Annotated in this window: 30 protein-coding genes; all 30 read right to left on the bottom strand. The window is 38.3% G+C overall.

The annotated features are described in order from the left end of the window. Positions 1-2: 2 nt before the first annotated feature. Complete coding sequence (gene carA, locus Q1A23_RS10445) at positions 3-1,115, bottom strand: glutamine-hydrolyzing carbamoyl-phosphate synthase small subunit (protein WP_299822872.1); 1,113 nt, start codon at positions 1,113-1,115, stop codon at positions 3-5. 76 nt (positions 1,116-1,191) lie between these two features. Then, on the bottom strand, positions 1,192-1,698 hold the full coding sequence (gene rplQ, locus Q1A23_RS10440; RefSeq protein ID WP_299822870.1) for a 50S ribosomal protein L17: 507 nt from the start codon (positions 1,696-1,698) through the stop codon (positions 1,192-1,194). Positions 1,699-1,766: 68 nt separating this feature from the next. Next, the gene (locus tag Q1A23_RS10435; RefSeq protein ID WP_299822867.1) at positions 1,767-2,756 is read right to left on the bottom strand and encodes a DNA-directed RNA polymerase subunit alpha; all 990 of its coding nucleotides are present in this window, start codon (positions 2,754-2,756) and stop codon (positions 1,767-1,769) included. Between the two features lie 37 nt (positions 2,757-2,793). Then, positions 2,794-3,399 (bottom strand): 30S ribosomal protein S4, encoded by a 606-nt coding sequence (gene rpsD, locus Q1A23_RS10430; RefSeq protein ID WP_299822864.1) that lies wholly within the window; start codon positions 3,397-3,399, stop codon positions 2,794-2,796. Positions 3,400-3,421: 22 nt separating this feature from the next. Then, entirely contained in the window at positions 3,422-3,814 is a 393-nt protein-coding gene (gene rpsK, locus Q1A23_RS10425; protein WP_299822861.1) for a 30S ribosomal protein S11, read from the bottom strand. A gap of 9 nt (positions 3,815-3,823) precedes the next feature. After that, complete coding sequence (gene rpsM / locus Q1A23_RS10420) at positions 3,824-4,201, bottom strand: 30S ribosomal protein S13 (RefSeq protein WP_299822858.1); 378 nt, start codon at positions 4,199-4,201, stop codon at positions 3,824-3,826. Between the two features lie 9 nt (positions 4,202-4,210). Further along, positions 4,211-4,327: a 50S ribosomal protein L36 gene (gene rpmJ / locus Q1A23_RS10415; protein ID WP_007654264.1), complete on the bottom strand. Its 117-nt coding sequence runs from the start codon at positions 4,325-4,327 to the stop codon at positions 4,211-4,213. 5 nt (positions 4,328-4,332) lie between these two features. Next, a complete protein-coding gene (gene infA, locus Q1A23_RS10410; RefSeq protein ID WP_219875598.1) occupies positions 4,333-4,551 on the bottom strand; it encodes a translation initiation factor IF-1 in 219 nt (72 codons plus the stop codon). Next, positions 4,552-5,325 (bottom strand): type I methionyl aminopeptidase, encoded by a 774-nt coding sequence (gene map / locus Q1A23_RS10405; protein WP_299822852.1) that lies wholly within the window; start codon positions 5,323-5,325, stop codon positions 4,552-4,554. Between the two features lie 3 nt (positions 5,326-5,328). Next, complete coding sequence (gene secY, locus Q1A23_RS10400; protein ID WP_299822849.1) at positions 5,329-6,645, bottom strand: preprotein translocase subunit SecY; 1,317 nt, start codon at positions 6,643-6,645, stop codon at positions 5,329-5,331. 5 nt (positions 6,646-6,650) lie between these two features. Then, a complete protein-coding gene (gene rplO / locus Q1A23_RS10395) occupies positions 6,651-7,097 on the bottom strand; it encodes a 50S ribosomal protein L15 (protein ID WP_299822846.1) in 447 nt (148 codons plus the stop codon). A gap of 2 nt (positions 7,098-7,099) precedes the next feature. Then, positions 7,100-7,279 carry a 50S ribosomal protein L30 gene (gene rpmD / locus Q1A23_RS10390; RefSeq protein ID WP_299822843.1) on the bottom strand — a complete coding sequence of 60 codons (180 nt, stop codon included), beginning with the start codon at positions 7,277-7,279 and terminating at the stop codon, positions 7,100-7,102. A 5-nt stretch (positions 7,280-7,284) separates the two neighbouring features. Further along, entirely contained in the window at positions 7,285-7,803 is a 519-nt protein-coding gene (rpsE, locus tag Q1A23_RS10385; protein WP_219875603.1) for a 30S ribosomal protein S5, read from the bottom strand. 6 nt (positions 7,804-7,809) lie between these two features. Continuing rightward, positions 7,810-8,157, bottom strand: a complete 348-nt coding sequence (gene rplR / locus Q1A23_RS10380; RefSeq protein WP_299822839.1) for a 50S ribosomal protein L18 — start codon at positions 8,155-8,157, stop codon at positions 7,810-7,812. Positions 8,158-8,165: 8 nt separating this feature from the next. Further along, positions 8,166-8,720, bottom strand: a complete 555-nt coding sequence (gene rplF, locus Q1A23_RS10375; RefSeq protein ID WP_299822836.1) for a 50S ribosomal protein L6 — start codon at positions 8,718-8,720, stop codon at positions 8,166-8,168. A 16-nt stretch (positions 8,721-8,736) separates the two neighbouring features. Continuing rightward, entirely contained in the window at positions 8,737-9,135 is a 399-nt protein-coding gene (gene rpsH / locus Q1A23_RS10370) for a 30S ribosomal protein S8 (protein WP_299822833.1), read from the bottom strand. A 90-nt stretch (positions 9,136-9,225) separates the two neighbouring features. After that, positions 9,226-9,495 carry a 30S ribosomal protein S14 gene (rpsN, locus tag Q1A23_RS10365; protein ID WP_299822831.1) on the bottom strand — a complete coding sequence of 90 codons (270 nt, stop codon included), beginning with the start codon at positions 9,493-9,495 and terminating at the stop codon, positions 9,226-9,228. A gap of 5 nt (positions 9,496-9,500) precedes the next feature. Next, positions 9,501-10,055: a 50S ribosomal protein L5 gene (rplE, locus tag Q1A23_RS10360; protein ID WP_299822828.1), complete on the bottom strand. Its 555-nt coding sequence runs from the start codon at positions 10,053-10,055 to the stop codon at positions 9,501-9,503. Position 10,056: 1 nt separating this feature from the next. Next, positions 10,057-10,377 carry a 50S ribosomal protein L24 gene (rplX, locus tag Q1A23_RS10355; RefSeq protein WP_299822825.1) on the bottom strand — a complete coding sequence of 107 codons (321 nt, stop codon included), beginning with the start codon at positions 10,375-10,377 and terminating at the stop codon, positions 10,057-10,059. An 18-nt stretch (positions 10,378-10,395) separates the two neighbouring features. Then, a complete protein-coding gene (gene rplN, locus Q1A23_RS10350; protein WP_147920494.1) occupies positions 10,396-10,764 on the bottom strand; it encodes a 50S ribosomal protein L14 in 369 nt (122 codons plus the stop codon). 1 nt (position 10,765) lies between these two features. Then, a complete protein-coding gene (gene rpsQ, locus Q1A23_RS10345; RefSeq protein ID WP_299822819.1) occupies positions 10,766-11,023 on the bottom strand; it encodes a 30S ribosomal protein S17 in 258 nt (85 codons plus the stop codon). A gap of 14 nt (positions 11,024-11,037) precedes the next feature. Next, positions 11,038-11,238 carry a 50S ribosomal protein L29 gene (gene rpmC / locus Q1A23_RS10340; RefSeq protein WP_299822817.1) on the bottom strand — a complete coding sequence of 67 codons (201 nt, stop codon included), beginning with the start codon at positions 11,236-11,238 and terminating at the stop codon, positions 11,038-11,040. A 3-nt stretch (positions 11,239-11,241) separates the two neighbouring features. Further along, entirely contained in the window at positions 11,242-11,664 is a 423-nt protein-coding gene (rplP, locus tag Q1A23_RS10335) for a 50S ribosomal protein L16 (protein ID WP_299822814.1), read from the bottom strand. Positions 11,665-11,694: 30 nt separating this feature from the next. Then, complete coding sequence (gene rpsC, locus Q1A23_RS10330; RefSeq protein WP_299822812.1) at positions 11,695-12,441, bottom strand: 30S ribosomal protein S3; 747 nt, start codon at positions 12,439-12,441, stop codon at positions 11,695-11,697. Between the two features lie 3 nt (positions 12,442-12,444). After that, positions 12,445-12,837, bottom strand: a complete 393-nt coding sequence (gene rplV, locus Q1A23_RS10325; RefSeq protein ID WP_299822809.1) for a 50S ribosomal protein L22 — start codon at positions 12,835-12,837, stop codon at positions 12,445-12,447. Positions 12,838-12,839: 2 nt separating this feature from the next. Then, entirely contained in the window at positions 12,840-13,118 is a 279-nt protein-coding gene (gene rpsS, locus Q1A23_RS10320; RefSeq protein ID WP_299822806.1) for a 30S ribosomal protein S19, read from the bottom strand. Then, entirely contained in the window at positions 13,119-13,946 is an 828-nt protein-coding gene (gene rplB / locus Q1A23_RS10315; protein WP_299822803.1) for a 50S ribosomal protein L2, read from the bottom strand. A gap of 10 nt (positions 13,947-13,956) precedes the next feature. Further along, entirely contained in the window at positions 13,957-14,244 is a 288-nt protein-coding gene (gene rplW, locus Q1A23_RS10310) for a 50S ribosomal protein L23 (protein WP_299822800.1), read from the bottom strand. A gap of 2 nt (positions 14,245-14,246) precedes the next feature. Next, complete coding sequence (rplD, locus tag Q1A23_RS10305) at positions 14,247-14,873, bottom strand: 50S ribosomal protein L4 (RefSeq protein WP_299822797.1); 627 nt, start codon at positions 14,871-14,873, stop codon at positions 14,247-14,249. Position 14,874: 1 nt separating this feature from the next. After that, a complete protein-coding gene (rplC, locus tag Q1A23_RS10300; protein WP_299822794.1) occupies positions 14,875-15,492 on the bottom strand; it encodes a 50S ribosomal protein L3 in 618 nt (205 codons plus the stop codon). Between the last annotated feature and the right edge of the window lie 131 nt (positions 15,493-15,623).

Here is a 15,623-nt window from a genome sequence, read left to right as displayed (position 1 = left end):
TTTTACTTGTTTTTACTTTGCTCTAAAAGGGCTATAAAGTCATCAAAAAGATAAGTCGAGTCATGCGGCCCAGGAGAAGACTCCGGATGATACTGCACCGAAAACGCAGGTTTAGTTTTCATTCGGATACCTTCAACCGTATTATCATTTAAATTTATATGCGTAACCTCAACGTCAGGATGGTTCTTGAGTTGTTCAGAATCGACTACGAATCCGTGGTTTTGGCTGGTGATCTCGCTTTTACCTGTTAAAAGGTTTTTTACTGGATGGTTTAACCCTCTATGCCCATTATGCATTTTATAGGTGCTAATGCCATTGGCTTGTGCCAGCATTTGATGCCCCATACAAATACCGAACATTGGTTTTTCTTTTTCCAGGATTTGCTTAACGCTCTCAATGGCTACTTTGGTAGCAGCAGGATCACCGGGCCCATTTGAAATAAAGTAACCATCCGGGTTCCAGGTCTCCATCTCCTCAAAAGATGTATTGAAAGGGAAAACTTTTACCTCGCATCCCCGCGCTACCAAATTATTCAAGCTGTTGCGCTTTACGCCCAAATCCAACACCGCAACTTTATACTTTACTTCTTCAGGTTTTTGATCATACGATTGCGGTGTACTTACATGAGAAGCAAGCTCTAAACCATCCATAGACGGCACTTCCGCCAACTTCTTACGCAACTCTTCAATATCAGTTATCTCAGAAGACACAATAGCATTCATGGCACCTTTATCCCGGATATGGCGCACCAAGGCTCTGGTATCAATTTCGCAGATACCAACTATGCCAGCGTCGACGAAATAGTCCTGCAAAGAACCCTCAGCAGTATTGCGGGAAAAGTGATGTGAAAAGTCTTTACATACTAAACCACTAATCTGAACTTTACCAGACTCAACCTCCTGATGCTGCACACCATAATTACCTACATGCGAAACAGTAGTAACCACCATTTGCCCATAATAAGATGGATCTGTAAATATTTCCTGATAGCCAGTCATGCCAGTATTAAAGCAAAGTTCACCACCAGATGTACCGATACGTCCGAGGCTTTTGCCTCTAAAAATTGTGCCGTCTTCAAGTAAAAGAACAGCTTCAGATGTTATGTGCTTTTTCATTATAAAGATTTGCTACAAAAATAAAAAAGGGACACGACTAACGTCATGTCCCTTTCAAAATATTTATAGGCTTAGCTTATTCAGCATCTTTCGCCTCATCATTTGCATCAGTTGCAGCTGCTTTTGTCTCTGGAGAAGAAGCCTCATCTTTCTTCTTACCAGAAGAACGACGACGGGTTTTCTTAGCACCTGTAGAAGCAGAAGCTGAAGCTGACAGCATGTCCTCGTTGTAATCAACAAGCTCGATAACACACATTTCTGCATTGTCACCTAATCTATAGCCTGTTTTAAGGATACGAGTATAACCACCTGGTCTTCCTGCTATTTTAGCAGCTACTTCATCAAAAAGCTCCTTGATAGACTCTTTATTTTGCAAATAAGCAAAGACAGTTCTTCTGGAGTGAGTAGTATCGTTCTTTGACTTTGTTAGCAGAGGCTCAACATACTTACGTAATGCTTTTGCTTTAGCAACTGTAGTAGAAAGGCGCTTGTGCAGAATTAAAGACGATGCCATGTTTGAAAGCATTGCCTTACGGTGCGAAGCCGTTCTACCTAAATGATTAATTTTTTTACCGTGTCTCATTATTTTGAATTGTGCACGGGCATACCGTCGATCAACCTATACGGGATCGGGAATTATGCCGTAAGTTATTATTCTTCTTCTAATTTATATTTAGAAAGATCCATCCCGAAGGTTAAACCTTTCTCCTGTACTAGATTCTCTAGTTCAGTCAAAGACTTCTTACCAAAGTTTCTGAACTTCATCATGTCAGAAATATCAAGCTGTACCAGGTCGCCAAGCGTTTTAATGTCAGCAGCCTTTAAACAGTTGTATGCTCTAACTGAAAGATCCATATCCTGCAATGAAGTTTTAAGAACCTTACGCATGTGAAGCATTTCTTCGTCAACGGCCTCCTCTTCTTCAGGCTTAGCAGTCTCAAACGTCATAGTGTTGTCAGAGAACAGCATAAAGTGCTGAATCAGAATATTAGCCGCCCCTTTCAATGCATCTTCAGGATGTATGGAACCGTCTGTCTGAATATCAAGTATAAGTTTTTCGTAGTCAGTTTTCTGCTCTACACGTGTATTTTCAACACTAAACTTAACATTCTTGATTGGAGTGAAAATAGCATCAATTGCAATAAGACCAAATACCTGATCCTGAGCCTTGTTCTCATCAGCAGGTACGTAACCACGACCTTTCTGAATAGTTAGCTCAATCTCTAAAGTAATATTTGTATCTAAATGGCAGATAACAAGCTCAGGATTCAAAACTTCAAAACTTGAAGTAAAGTTGTTGATATCTCCAGCAGTAAAAACATCTTTACCGCTTATAGAAACAGTGATCTTATCATCGAAAACCTCGCCTATTTTTTTAAAGCGAACCATTTTCAGGTTAAGTATTATATCAGATACATCCTCAACCACTCCTTCAACTGACGAAAACTCATGCAGTACACCAGGAATACGAATGCTAGAGATTGCATATCCTTCTAAAGAAGAAAGCAAAATTCGACGCAGTGCATTACCAATGGTTACACCGTAACCTTTTTCAAGCGGCTTGAATTCAAATAAACCATGAAAGTCGTCAGCTTTTTCCATTACGACTTTCTCTGGCATTTGAAATGCTAATATTGACATACTTGCAGTGTTAAAGGTTAAAAATTGATTAAGCTGATTACTTAGAGTAAAGCTCGACAATAAGCTGCTCCTGAATTTTCTCAGGAATCTGCTCACGGTCAGGAGTAGCTACTAGCTTACCTACCATCTGAGTTGCGTCCCACTCTAACCAGCTAAATGCACGAGCATTACGTACACTTAAACTAGTAGTAATAGCCTCAAGAGATTTAGATTTCTCTCTTACTGCTATAGCCTCACCAACTTTTAAGCTATAAGATGGAATATTTACCACCTCACCATTTACAGTAATATGCTTATGAAGTACAAGCTGACGAGCTGCTCTTCTTGTAGGAGCAATACCTAAACGGTAAACTGTGTTATCCAATCTTGATTCAAGAAGAATTAACAAGTTCTCACCAGTAATACCACCTTTTCTGTGTGCTTTTTCGAAAAGGTTAGCGAATTGTTTCTCCAGAACACCGTAAATATATTTAGCCTTCTGCTTCTCAGCTAACTGTATAGCGTATTCAGATTGCTTTTTACGACGGCCACGGCCGTGCATCCCTGGAGGGTATGCTTTTTTCTTTAATGCCTTGCTAGGACCGAAAATCTCTTCGTTGAATTTTCTGGAGATTTTACTTTTTGGACCAGTATATCTTGCCATTTTATTTAATCTACTTTAAAAATTAAACTCTTCTGCGTTTAGGAGGGCGACATCCGTTGTGAGGAAGCGGTGTAACGTCTTTGATAGAAGTTACTTCGATACCTGAGTTTTGTACAGTACGGATGGCAGACTCTCTACCTGCACCAGGGCCTTTAACAAAAACTTCAGCTTTACGCATACCTAGATCATAAGCAACTTTAGCGCAATCTGAAGCTGCCATTTGTGCAGCGTAAGGAGTGTTCTTTTTAGAACCTTTGAAACCCATTTTACCAGCAGAAGCCCAAGATATAACTTGTCCTGCGTTATTGGTTACAGATATAATAATGTTATTGAAAGAAGCTTTGATGTGTACCTGCCCGATTGATTCAACGATTACGACACGCTTTTTAGCTTTATCTTTTCTTTTCTGAGCCATGATTAATGATTATTTAGAAGCCTTCTTCTTGTTTGCAACTGTCTTACGCTTGCCTTTTCTAGTGCGCGAGTTATTTTTCGTGCGCTGTCCACGTACAGGTAATCCTTTACGGTGTCTTAAACCACGGTAGCAACCAATATCAAGAAGACGCTTAATGTGCAATTGCACTTCTGATCTTAAAACACCTTCTGTTTTATGATCTGCTGCAATGACATTTCTAATATCATTAGCTTCATCTTCAGTCCAGTCTTTAACCTTTTTGTCAAGATCCACCCCGGCCTTTTGTAAGATAGATTGAGACAAATTACGACCGATTCCGTAAATATACGTTAATGCGATCTCGCCTCTTTTATTATCCGGAATATCTACTCCTGCTATTCTAGCCATAATTAATAATTATCCTTGTCTTTGTTTATATCTTGGATTTTTTTTGTTGATAACATAAAGCTTCCCCTTACGGCGGATAACTTTACACTCAGCACTTCTCTTTTTTACTGATGCTTTAACTTTCATTGTATTTATTTATATCGATAAACAATTCTACCTTTAGTTAAATCATAAGGTGACATCTCTAATTTTACCTTATCTCCTGGTAAGATTTTAATGTAGTGCATTCTCATTTTACCGGAAATGTGAGCTATAACCTGATGACCGTTTTCAAGCTCCACACGGAACATTGCGTTTGATAAAGCTTCGATGATTGTTCCGTCCTGCTCTATAGATGACTGTTTCGCCATTTATTGTTGTTTAGCTTGTTTTATATATTCAAAAGTTGTTAAAATCTCTGCTTTGTCTTTTCTGACAACTACTGTATGTTCAAAATGAGCAGAAGGCTTATTATCTCGTGTTCTAATAGTCCATCCATCATCTTCCTGAACAATATTCCGAGTACCTAAATTAACCATAGGTTCAATAGCTATAACAAGGCCATTTTGCAATTTGATACCTTGTCCACGACGACCATAGTTAGGAACTTCGGGAGACTCATGTAAGTTCCGCCCTAATCCATGACCAACAAGTTCACGTACAACACCATAACCATTATTTTCGGCATGTTGCTGTACTGCAAAGCTGATGTCTCCAAGTCTTGAACCTACTGTTGCATTTTCGATACCCTTATACAAGGATTCCTCTGTAACAGTTAACAGCTTCTGTACTTCAGGATCCACATTACCAATGGCATGGGTATAAGCACAGTCACTATGAAAGCCTTTAAAATATACCCCGGCATCAACAGAGATTACATCTCCATCTTTGAGAATATACTCGCTAGGCATGCCATGTACAACAGTTGAATTTACTGAAATACACAAGCTATAAGGAAACCCATTGTAGTTCTTAAAAGAAGGTTTAGCGTTATGATCAAGTATAAACTCCTCAGCCCTTTTATCGAGCTCAAGAGTTGAAACACCTTCTTTTACAAGAAGAGCTATTTCGCCATGTGCTTTGGATAATATCAAAGCACTCTGGCGAATTAGCTCAATTTCTTCTTCAGTTTTATAAAATATCATCTATTAAGATACCATAGCAATGTTTTCCGTTCTACCTCTCAGTTTACCGGATTTCATCATGCCATCGTAGTGTCTCATTAATAAATAACTCTCAATTTGCTGTAAAGTATCTAAAACAACGCCAACCATAATGATTAGGGATGTACCACCAAAGAATTGAGAAAACTCTCTAGTTACACCTAAAAGCATTGCAATAGAAGGGAAAATAGCAACCAAGGCAAGATATATAGCTCCTGGAAGAGTTATTCGGGTTAAAATAGTATCAATATATTCTGAAGTAGCTCTTCCAGGCTTAACACCAGGGATAAAACCACCACTTCTTTTTAAATCATCAGCAATCTGATTTGGATTAACACTTATAGCCGTATAGAAATAAGTGAACAAAAGAATCATTAATCCAAATACTAAATTATACTGCCAAGAAGTAAAGTCAGAAAAAGTAGCACCAATATAATTCGCAGTATCATTTGAATCCGCCCAGATTGAAGCAATCATAGAAGGCAAAAACATTAATGATTGAGCAAATATTATTGGCATAACACCAGCAGCATTTACCTTTAAAGGGATGAATTGGCGCTGACCACTATAAAGTGAATTACCGCCAACTTGCTTAGCGTACTGAACAGGGATTCTTCTGATAGCCTGAGTTAACATAACAACAGACATCACCACGAAGAACAGAACGATAATTTCAAAAATAAATAATAAAACACCATTTAACTGTTTTGAAAGGCCTTCAGCCAAAATCGCTCCTGGGAAACGAGATATGATGCCAATCATGATTAGCATGGATATACCATTACCTATACCCTTATCGGTAATTCTCTCACCTAACCACATACAGAAGATTGTACCAGAAGTAAGTACAATCATAGAGGTAATTGTGAATAATGTTGTATTAATAACAATAGCATCAGAGTTGATTGTCGCAACAAAGCCAACAGCTTGAGCTAAAGTAATCACAATAGTAAGAACTCGGGTGATTTGGTTGATTTTTTTTCTACCAGATTCACCCTCCTTCTGCATTTTTTGGAAGTAAGGAACAGCAATAGTTAGTAGCTGCAACACAATCGAAGCAGATATATAAGGCATGATACCTAATGCAAAGATGGATGCATTGCTAAATGCACCACCTAGGAAAGTATCTAACAAACCGAATAGTCCTTCTGTATTCGCTTGAAGCTGATTAGGATCAATGCCAGGAAGAACTACGAAAGAACCCAGTCTAAATATGGCTATAAAACCAAGAGTATTTAAAATTCTTACCCTTAGGTCCTCTATAGTCCAAATGTTCTTAATAGTTGTTAGAAACTTCTTCATATCTACTATATCGCAACTGTTTTTCCGCCTGCCTTTTCAATAGATTCGATAGCTGTTTGAGAAAAGCCATGAGCATGGATCTCAACAGCTTTATTTAACTCACCTCTACCTAAAACTTTAATTTTATCATTTTTAGAAATAAGACCATGTGCTTTGAAAAAGTCAAAGTTCAAAACTGTCTCATTTGTTGACTCTGCCAATGATTGAATTACATCAAGGTTGATAGCTTTATACTCAACTCTATTGATGTTTTTGAAACCAAATTTAGGAACACGTCTTTGTAAAGGCATTTGACCGCCTTCAAAACCAGACTTTTGTGAGTATCCTGAACGTGACTTAGCACCTTTGTGACCTCTTGTAGAAGTACCACCTCTGCCTGATCCAGTACCTCTACCAATCCTTTTTCGAGTCTTTACAGAGCCCTCTGCAGGTTTTAAAGAGTTTAAATACATTGTTAAATTTCTTTTACTTCTACTAAGTTATGAACTTTGTTTACCATACCAGCAATCTGAGGTGTTAATTCAACAGTTACTGATTTACTGATCTTACCTAAACCTAAAGCTTGAATTGTAAGCTTCTGGTTTTTAGGTCTGTCAATAATGCTTTTGATTTGTGTGATAGTAACCTTAGCCATCTCAATTAACCGTTAAAAACTTTCTGAAGATTTACACCTCTTTGCTGAGCAACTGCTAAAGGATCACGCATTTTAGATAAAGCATCGAAAGTGGCTTTAACTACGTTGTGTGGGTTTGAAGATCCTTTAGACTTACAAAGTACATCCTTAATGCCAGCACTTTCTAATACTGCACGCATAGCACCGCCTGCTATAACACCAGTACCTGGAGCAGCAGGTTTAACTAAAACGAAACCACCTGAGTACTTTCCTTCCATTGAGTGAGGAACAGTATTATGATACACAGGGACCTTCACTAGGTTTTTCTTTGCATCATCGATACCTTTAGCTATAGCATCAGTTACTTCATTAGCTTTGCCCAATCCGTAACCTACAACGCCATTACCGTCACCTACAACCACAATGGCTGCAAAGCTAAACCTTCTACCACCTTTAACAACCTTGGCAACGCGATTAATAGCTACTACTTTCTCTTTTAATTCGATTTCGCTAGCTTTCACACTACGTATATTATTCTTCAACATAAATTTTTAGAATTTAAGGCCTGCTTCACGAGCACCTTCTGCCAATGATTTTACTTTACCGTGGTATAGGTAACCAGAGCGGTCGAAAACTACTTGAGTGATACCTTTCTCTATTGCTTTAGCCGCAATTTCTTTACCAACTCTGTTTGAAGTCTCGATGTTTGCTTTAGCATCCTCGATCTTGACAGAAGAAGCAGCTGCAATTGTTTTACCAGTAGTATCATCGATGATCTGTGCATAGATAGCTTTATTGCTTCTAAAAACAGACAGTCTCGGTCTTTCAGCCGTACCAGAAATCCTGTTTCTGATACTTCTCTTAATTCTAAGTCTTCTTGTTACTTTATTAACAGACATGATGATAATTATTTAGATGCTGTCTTACCAGCTTTTCTTCTGATTACTTCACCAACAAAGCGGATACCCTTACCTTTGTAAGGCTCAACTTTACGTAGTGATCTAATTTTAGCAGCAACTTGACCTAGTAACTGCTTATCATTGCTTTCCAGCGTTATTACTGGAGCTTTACCTTTTTCAGTTACTGCAGAAGCAGTAATCTCGGAAGGCATAGTCATAAAGATATTGTGAGAATATCCCAAAGCTAATTCAAGAACGTCACCCTGAACAGTAGCTTTATAACCAACACCTACAAGCTCAAGTTGCTCCTTATAACCTTCACTCACACCAACTACCATGTTGTTGATTAGAGATCTGTAAAGACCATGCATTGCTTTATGGCGCTTTTGCTCTGTTGGGCGCTCAACAACTATTTGGTTGTCTTCCTGCTTAACAATAATATCCTTGTCTACTGGAGTACTTAAAGAACCTTTTGGACCCTTTACAGTAACAATATTATCATTATTGATACTAACTTCAATATTACTTGGCAGGCTGATTGGCAATTTTCCTATACGTGACATTGTCTATCCTCCTTAATTAATAAACGTAACACAATACTTCACCACCCACTTTTTGTGATCTGGCTTCTTTTTCAGTCATTACGCCTTTAGAAGTAGACAATATGGCAATACCTAAGCCATTTAAAACTCTTGGTAGAGTTTCACTTCCAGCGTATTTACGTAGCCCTGGCTTACTAATCCTCTCTAATTTAACAATAGCAGATTGCTTAGTGTTAGGATTGTATTTTAGCGCTATCTTGATAGAACCTTGTACAGCGGAGTCTTCAAACTTATAACTTTGAATATACCCTTTCTCGTACAATACTTTTGTTATCTCTTTTTTTATGTTGCTAGATGGTATTTCAACTATTCTGTGGTTTGCTTTGATAGCATTACGCACTCTAGTTAAATAATCTGCTATTGGATCTGAGTTCATTACGAATCACTTAAATAATGAATGCTTACTCTAAGCGAGCGGCAAAGATACGAATATCTTTAATACTTTCTTAGTATGTTAAGAAAATATTTACCAGCTCGACTTAGTTACACCAGGAATCTTACCCATTACTGCAAGTTCTCTGAAAACTACACGAGAAATACCAAACTTTCTCATATATCCTCTTGGACGTCCAGATAATTTGCAACGGTTATGTAACCTAACCGGAGAGGCGTTACGAGGCAATTTATCTAATGCATCATAATCACCATTTGCCTTTAATTCGGCCCTTTTAGTAGCATACTTGGCTACTAACTTTTGTCTTTTAAGCTCTCTAGCTTTAACTGCTTCTTTAGCCATGTTATTTATTTCTTGATGTTACTGAAAGGCATACCGAATGCTTTAAGCAATTCATAACTTTCTTCGTCAGTTTTAGCTGTAGTAACAAAAGTGATATCCATACCAGTAATGGATTTAATTTTATCAATGCTAATTTCTGGAAAAATGATTTGCTCTTTAACACCTAAAGTATAATTACCACGGCCATCGAAACCTTTCTCATTTACGCCTCTAAAGTCACGCACACGAGGTAGAGCAATAGTTAATAGACGATCTAAAAACTCATACATCTTCTCTCCTCTTAAAGTCACTCTGGCGCCAATTGGCATACCTTCGCGTAATTTGAAGTTAGAGACAGATTTTTTTGCTATCGTCGCAACAGCTTTCTGACCGGTAATAGTAGTTAATTCTTCTACTCCTATGTCAACTAATTTTTTATCAGCTACTGCAGCACCGATACCCTTATTGATAGAGATTTTGGTGATTTTAGGCACCTCCATAATGTTCTTGTACTGGAACTTCTCTCTAAGAGCAGGCACTACTTCATTCTGATACTTCTCTTTTAATCTTGTAGTAGCCATTTTAGATTACTTCTCCTGTTTTTTTAGAATAACGCTCTGTTTTTCCTTCGCTGTTTTTTCTGCTTCCAGCTCTAAATGTTTCACCTTTAGCATCTACTAAAGTTACATTACTAGCATGGATAGGAGCTTCTACTTTAGAGATTCCTCCTTGAGGATTATTAGCACTAGGCTTAGAATGCTTAGTAACTAAATTTAATCCCTCAATAGTAACCTTCTGCTTCTCAAGATTAACAGCTATAATGCGGCCAGTTTTGCCACGCTCATCACCAGCAATAACTTTTACTGTATCGCCAGTTTTTACATGAAGTTTTTTCTTATTCATCTTAATCTGAATTAGGGTTTATAGAACTTCAGGAGCTAACGAAACAATTTTCATGAATTGCTTTTCACGAAGTTCACGAGCTACCGGTCCGAAAATGCGCGTACCACGTGGTTCGTTGTTTGCATTAAGAAGAACTGCAGCATTATCATCAAATCTGATATATGAACCGTCTTTTCTTCTTACCTCTTTTTTAGTTCTTACAATTACTGCTTTTGAAACAGTACCTTTTTTTACGTTACCAGAAGAAAGAGCTGATTTAACAGTCACTACAATTCTATCTCCTATTGAGGCATACTTTTTACCAGTACCACCCAATACACGGATGCATAGCACTTCCTTAGCACCGCTATTATCCGCAACTGTGAGTCTTGATTCCTGCTGTATCATTTTACTTCGCTCTTTCTATTATTTCTACTAAACGCCAGTTTTTGTTCTTGCTTAGCGGACGAGTTTCCTGAATTCTAACATAGTCACCTATGTTGCATTCATTTTTCTCATCGTGAGCCATGAATTTTGTGGACTTACTAACGAATTTACCATACATAGGGTGTTTCATTCTGCTTTCCACAAGCACAGTGATAGATTTGTCCATCTTGTTGCTAACAACCTTACCACTTCTTTCTTTTCTAAGATTTCTCTCTTCCATGATTAATTTAAGTATTAAGAGTTAGCTTCAATTTCACGACGACGTATCTCTGTATTAAGACGAGCGATCAAACGCTTTGTCTCACGAATTCTCATCGGGTTCTCCAACGGAGATATAGCATGTGCAAAACGGATGTTATGCATGTTGGAGCTCTCAGTATTAAGCTTCTCTTTTAACTCTTCTAAAGACAAAGCTTTTATCTCTGAATTTTTCATATACTATTTCTCAACGTAATCTCTACGTACTACAAACTTTGTTTTAACTGGCAGTTTCTGAGCAGCTAGTCTTAGAGACTCTCTTGCAACATCTAATGTAACACCATCAGATTCAAACATGATAGTGCCTGGTTTAACAACTGCTACCCAATATTCTGGGGAACCTTTACCTTTACCCATACGAACTTCGGCTGGCTTCTTAGTAATAGGTTTGTCAGGGAAAATTCGGATCCATACTTGACCCTCACGTTTCATAGCTCTTGTCATCGCGATACGAGCTGCTTCTATTTGGCGGCTGGTAATCCATGATGCTTCAAGAGATTTGATCGCAAACGAACCAAATGAAATAGTACTGCCTCTATGAGCCAGACCTTTCACACGGCCTTTTTGCATTTTTCTATATTTAGTCCTTTTTGGCTGTAACATTTTCTAATACCTAATAATGTTATAGAACAATTATTGACGACGTTTGCGCTTTGGAGCACCATCGGTCTTTTTACGACCACCACGTCTATCACCTGGCGCAGAGCTAGGTCCGCCTTTGCTTTCTAAGCCAGCGTTTGGTGTAAGATCTTTTTTGCCATAAACTTCGCCTTTAAAGATCCACACTTTGATACCTAGTTTACCATATACTGTCTGAGCTTCAGATAATGCGTAATCGATATCCGCACGTAAAGTATGTAGAGGAGTTCTACCTTCTTTATAATGCTCTGTTCTGGCCATTTCAGCACCGCCTAGACGACCTGAAACTTGAACTTTGATACCTTCAGCACCAACACGAAGAGCAGATGCAATCGCTTGTTTCATGGCACGGCGGAAAGAGATACGAGCTTGTAATTGCTGAGCAATAGACTCACCAACTAATTTAGCATCTAGCTCTGGACGCTTAATTTCAAAAATGTTGATTTGAACATCTTTGTTTGTAAGCTTCTTTAGCTCTTCTTTTATCTTATCTACTTCCTGGCCACCTTTACCGATTACGACACCTGGTCGTGCAGTATTGATAGTTATAGTGATGCGCTTAAGGGTTCTTTCGATTATTATCTTAGAGATACCGCCTTTAGGAATACGCGCTAGTATATATTTTCTGATTTTCTCATCCTCAATCAGCTTCTCAGCGAAATCTTTGCCGCCATACCAGTTAGAGTCCCAACCTTTAACGATGCCGAGGCGAAAACCAATTGGATTTACTTTCTGTCCCATTTCTTACTTGCTGGCTTTTTTAGATTTCTTTGATTGCTTCTCGATCTGCTCATCAGTCATTGTATCAATGATCAATGTAACATGGTTAGATCTTTTTCTGATTCTATAACCACGTCCTTGTGGAGCCGGACGAAGACGCTTAAGCATTTTACCTTCATTAACAAAGATCTCCTTGATAAAAAGGTTTGCTTCTTCGATGCGTGCATCTTCATTTTTCAGCTGCCAGTTAGCTAAAGCTGATAAAAGAAGCTTTTCAATCCTTGCCGCACCTGAGTTAGGTTCAAATTTAAGTAAACCTAAGGCTTTAGATACGCTTTTACCACGTATCAAGCCTGCTACTAATCTCATTTTACGAGGAGAAGTAGGCACATTATTTAATCTTGCTACTGCTTCCATGATTAACGCTTGCCTTTATCTTTTTTAGCAATGTGACCTCTAAAGTTCCTAGTTGGAGCAAATTCACCTAATTTATGACCTACCATGTTTTCAGTAACATACACAGGTATGAATTTATTTCCGTTATGAACTGCGAATGTATGACCTACGAATTCTGGAGATATCATCGATCTGCGTGACCAGGTCTTGATAACTGTTTTTTTACCAGCCTCGTTCATTACATCCACTTTTTTCTGGAGCCTATAGTCAATATAAGGCCCTTTTTTTAATGATCTAGCCATTTATTTTTTCTTTCCTCTATTAACTATAAGTTTTTCAGAATACTTGTTCTTGTTTCTGGTTTTTAGACCTTTAGCATACAAGCCCTTACGTGAACGTGGGTGACCGCCTGAAGATTTACCTTCACCACCACCCATAGGGTGATCAACTGGGTTCATCGCAACACCACGTACTCTTGGACGCTTACCTAACCATCTGTTACGACCAGCTTTACCAAGCTTAACGTTCATATGGTCAGAGTTAGAAACAGTTCCTACAGTTGCATAGCAATTTGCTAATACCATTCTCAACTCACCAGAAGGCAATTTGATAGTCGCATATTTGCCTTCACGTGCTACAAGTTGAGCATATGAACCTGCACTACGTGCTAAAGTTGCACCATTGCCTGGCTGTAGTTCGATATTATGAATAATCGTACCTAAAGGAATTTCAGATAAAGGTAGGCAGTTACCAACTTCTGGAGCATTGCCTGATCCTGAAACTATTACTGTACCAACCTGTAATCCAGCTGGTGCAATAATGTAGCTTTTCTCTCCATCTGCGTAATAAACCAAAGCAATGCGTGCAGTTCTGTTTGGATCATATTCGATCGTTTTAACAGTAGCTGGAATGCCATGTTTTGTACGCTTGAAATCTATCACTCTGTACTTTTGCTTATGACCACCGCCAATATAGCGCATCGTCATTTTACCAGAGTTATTGCGTCCACCAGATTTTTTGATTGGTGCCAACAAAGATTTTTCAGGAGTAGACGTAGTGATCTCGTCAAACGCTGGGGCTACTCTAAATCTTTGACCTGGTGTTGTTGGTCTTAATTTTTTTAAAGCCATTTCTACTTAATTATATACCGCTATAAAAGTCTATAACTTCACCTTCTTTCACGGTGATGATTGCTTTCTTGATCAACGAAGTACGACCAGAAACAGCGCCAGATTTTGTATACTTTGTTTTCACTTTACCAAGTGATCTCATAGTTGCTACTTTTGCTACAGTAACACCATACATTTTCTCAACTGCCTTCTTGATTTCTACTTTGTTGGCTTTCTTATCAACCTCAAAAGCATATTTACCGACCTCGTTCATGGCAGCATACTTTTCAGTGATTAGTGGTCTTTTTAGAACGTTCATGATTATGCGCTAAAGAGGTTTTCTAATACGTTTACTGATTCTTCTACCAGTATAAGTTTATCAGTATTCAGTAAATCATAAGTATTCAAGTCAGAAGCTGTTGCTACTTTTACTTTAGGAATGTTTCTTCCTGATAATACTAAATTTTGATTTACTGAAGGAGTAACAACCAATGTCTTACCAGTTGAATTCAAGTTACCCAAAATTGAAATAAGTTCTTTCGTCTTTGGAGTATCGATTGTAAACGACTCAACTAGTGCAACTTTATTGTCTCTCGCTAATAGAGAAAGTGCTGATAAACGAGCAACTTCTTTTAGCTTCTTATTTAACTTGAAGCTGTAGTTTCTTGGCTTTGGACCAAATACTCTACCACCACCAACAAACAAAGGGGATTTTATACTACCTGCACGAGCGCCGCCAGTTCCTTTTTGCTTCTTGATCTTCTTAGTAGAGCCTGCAACTTCATTTCGCTCTTTTGATTTGTGCGTTCCTTGTCTTTGATTAGCCAAGTACTGCTTCACGTCAAGATACATTGCATGCTCATTTGGCTCAAGTCCAAATATTGCATCAGAAAGATTTACCTTTCTGCCTGTATCCTCACCTTTGATATTTAATACAGAAAGCTCCATTTTACTTCTCAATTAACACGTAAGAATTTTTGGCACCTGGTACAGAGCCACTAACTACTAGCAAATTTTTATCTGCTATTACACGAACTACCGTAAGGTTTTGGATTTTAACTCTGTTACCACCCGTTCTACCAGCCATACGCATTCCTTTGAATACTCTTGATGGCCATGAGCAGGCACCAATTGAACCAGGGTGTCTTGCCCTATTGTGCTGACCGTGTGTTTGGCCACCAACACCGGCAAATCCATGACGTTTAACTACACCTTGGAAACCTTTTCCTTTTGATGTACCTACAACATCAACAAATTCACCTTCTACGAATAGATTCACATCTACCGTGTCACCAAGATTTAATGAAGTTCCTTCTACATCAAACTCAGCAACTTTCTTCTTAGCAGAAGTATTTGCTTTCTTGTAATGTCCAGCTTCCGCTTTCGTTACTCTTTTAAGCTTCTTCTCACCATAGCCAAGCTGTACAGCTTCATAGCCATCAGTCTCGACTGTCTTCACTTGAGTAACTACACACGGACCTGCTTGAATAAGCGTTACAGGTGTGTATTTACCATCTGATGTGAAGAGGCTTGTCATTCCGATTTTTTTACCGATAATTCCAGGCATTCAACTTGTTTTTAAAGATGGATACATTATTTTAGCCCCTCAGTTTTGCTAAGGGAGTGCAAAGTTAATAATTTTTAGACTTGTTTTACAAGTGTTTTATAAATTATTTATTATCAGTACTTAAATAAAAA

Source organism: uncultured Pontibacter sp. (assembly GCF_947492645.1).
Lineage (GTDB): Bacteria > Bacteroidota > Bacteroidia > Cytophagales > Hymenobacteraceae > Pontibacter.
The sequence above is the reverse complement of the archived record's forward strand: the minus strand, read 5'-3'. Positions and strand labels throughout refer to the sequence as shown.

Bases quoted from the DNA above. Each gene is read 5' to 3' on its own strand.
- carA (WP_299822872.1), bottom strand. From the start codon at position 1,115: ATGAAAAAGCACATAACATCTGAAGCTGTTCTTTTACTTGAAGACGGC.
- rplQ (WP_299822870.1), bottom strand. From the start codon at position 1,698: ATGAGACACGGTAAAAAAATTAATCATTTAGGTAGAACGGCTTCGCAC.
- Q1A23_RS10435 (WP_299822867.1), bottom strand. From the start codon at position 2,756: ATGTCAATATTAGCATTTCAAATGCCAGAGAAAGTCGTAATGGAAAAA.
- rpsD (WP_299822864.1), bottom strand. From the start codon at position 3,399: ATGGCAAGATATACTGGTCCAAAAAGTAAAATCTCCAGAAAATTCAAC.
- rpsK (WP_299822861.1), bottom strand. From the start codon at position 3,814: ATGGCTCAGAAAAGAAAAGATAAAGCTAAAAAGCGTGTCGTAATCGTT.
- rpsM (WP_299822858.1), bottom strand. From the start codon at position 4,201: ATGGCTAGAATAGCAGGAGTAGATATTCCGGATAATAAAAGAGGCGAG.
- rpmJ (WP_007654264.1), bottom strand. From the start codon at position 4,327: ATGAAAGTTAAAGCATCAGTAAAAAAGAGAAGTGCTGAGTGTAAAGTT.
- infA (WP_219875598.1), bottom strand. From the start codon at position 4,551: ATGGCGAAACAGTCATCTATAGAGCAGGACGGAACAATCATCGAAGCT.
- map (WP_299822852.1), bottom strand. From the start codon at position 5,325: ATGATATTTTATAAAACTGAAGAAGAAATTGAGCTAATTCGCCAGAGT.
- secY (WP_299822849.1), bottom strand. From the start codon at position 6,645: ATGAAGAAGTTTCTAACAACTATTAAGAACATTTGGACTATAGAGGAC.
- rplO (WP_299822846.1), bottom strand. From the start codon at position 7,097: ATGTATTTAAACTCTTTAAAACCTGCAGAGGGCTCTGTAAAGACTCGA.
- rpmD (WP_299822843.1), bottom strand. From the start codon at position 7,279: ATGGCTAAGGTTACTATCACACAAATCAAAAGCATTATTGACAGACCT.
- rpsE (WP_219875603.1), bottom strand. From the start codon at position 7,803: ATGTTGAAGAATAATATACGTAGTGTGAAAGCTAGCGAAATCGAATTA.
- rplR (WP_299822839.1), bottom strand. From the start codon at position 8,157: ATGTCTGTTAATAAAGTAACAAGAAGACTTAGAATTAAGAGAAGTATC.
- rplF (WP_299822836.1), bottom strand. From the start codon at position 8,720: ATGTCACGTATAGGAAAATTGCCAATCAGCCTGCCAAGTAATATTGAA.
- rpsH (WP_299822833.1), bottom strand. From the start codon at position 9,135: ATGAACTCAGATCCAATAGCAGATTATTTAACTAGAGTGCGTAATGCT.
- rpsN (WP_299822831.1), bottom strand. From the start codon at position 9,495: ATGGCTAAAGAAGCAGTTAAAGCTAGAGAGCTTAAAAGACAAAAGTTA.
- rplE (WP_299822828.1), bottom strand. From the start codon at position 10,055: ATGGCTACTACAAGATTAAAAGAGAAGTATCAGAATGAAGTAGTGCCT.
- rplX (WP_299822825.1), bottom strand. From the start codon at position 10,377: ATGAATAAGAAAAAACTTCATGTAAAAACTGGCGATACAGTAAAAGTT.
- rplN (WP_147920494.1), bottom strand. From the start codon at position 10,764: ATGATACAGCAGGAATCAAGACTCACAGTTGCGGATAATAGCGGTGCT.
- rpsQ (WP_299822819.1), bottom strand. From the start codon at position 11,023: ATGGAAGAGAGAAATCTTAGAAAAGAAAGAAGTGGTAAGGTTGTTAGC.
- rpmC (WP_299822817.1), bottom strand. From the start codon at position 11,238: ATGAAAAATTCAGAGATAAAAGCTTTGTCTTTAGAAGAGTTAAAAGAG.
- rplP (WP_299822814.1), bottom strand. From the start codon at position 11,664: ATGTTACAGCCAAAAAGGACTAAATATAGAAAAATGCAAAAAGGCCGT.
- rpsC (WP_299822812.1), bottom strand. From the start codon at position 12,441: ATGGGACAGAAAGTAAATCCAATTGGTTTTCGCCTCGGCATCGTTAAA.
- rplV (WP_299822809.1), bottom strand. From the start codon at position 12,837: ATGGAAGCAGTAGCAAGATTAAATAATGTGCCTACTTCTCCTCGTAAA.
- rpsS (WP_299822806.1), bottom strand. From the start codon at position 13,118: ATGGCTAGATCATTAAAAAAAGGGCCTTATATTGACTATAGGCTCCAG.
- rplB (WP_299822803.1), bottom strand. From the start codon at position 13,946: ATGGCTTTAAAAAAATTAAGACCAACAACACCAGGTCAAAGATTTAGA.
- rplW (WP_299822800.1), bottom strand. From the start codon at position 14,244: ATGAACGTTCTAAAAAGACCACTAATCACTGAAAAGTATGCTGCCATG.
- rplD (WP_299822797.1), bottom strand. From the start codon at position 14,873: ATGGAGCTTTCTGTATTAAATATCAAAGGTGAGGATACAGGCAGAAAG.
- rplC (WP_299822794.1), bottom strand. From the start codon at position 15,492: ATGCCTGGAATTATCGGTAAAAAAATCGGAATGACAAGCCTCTTCACA.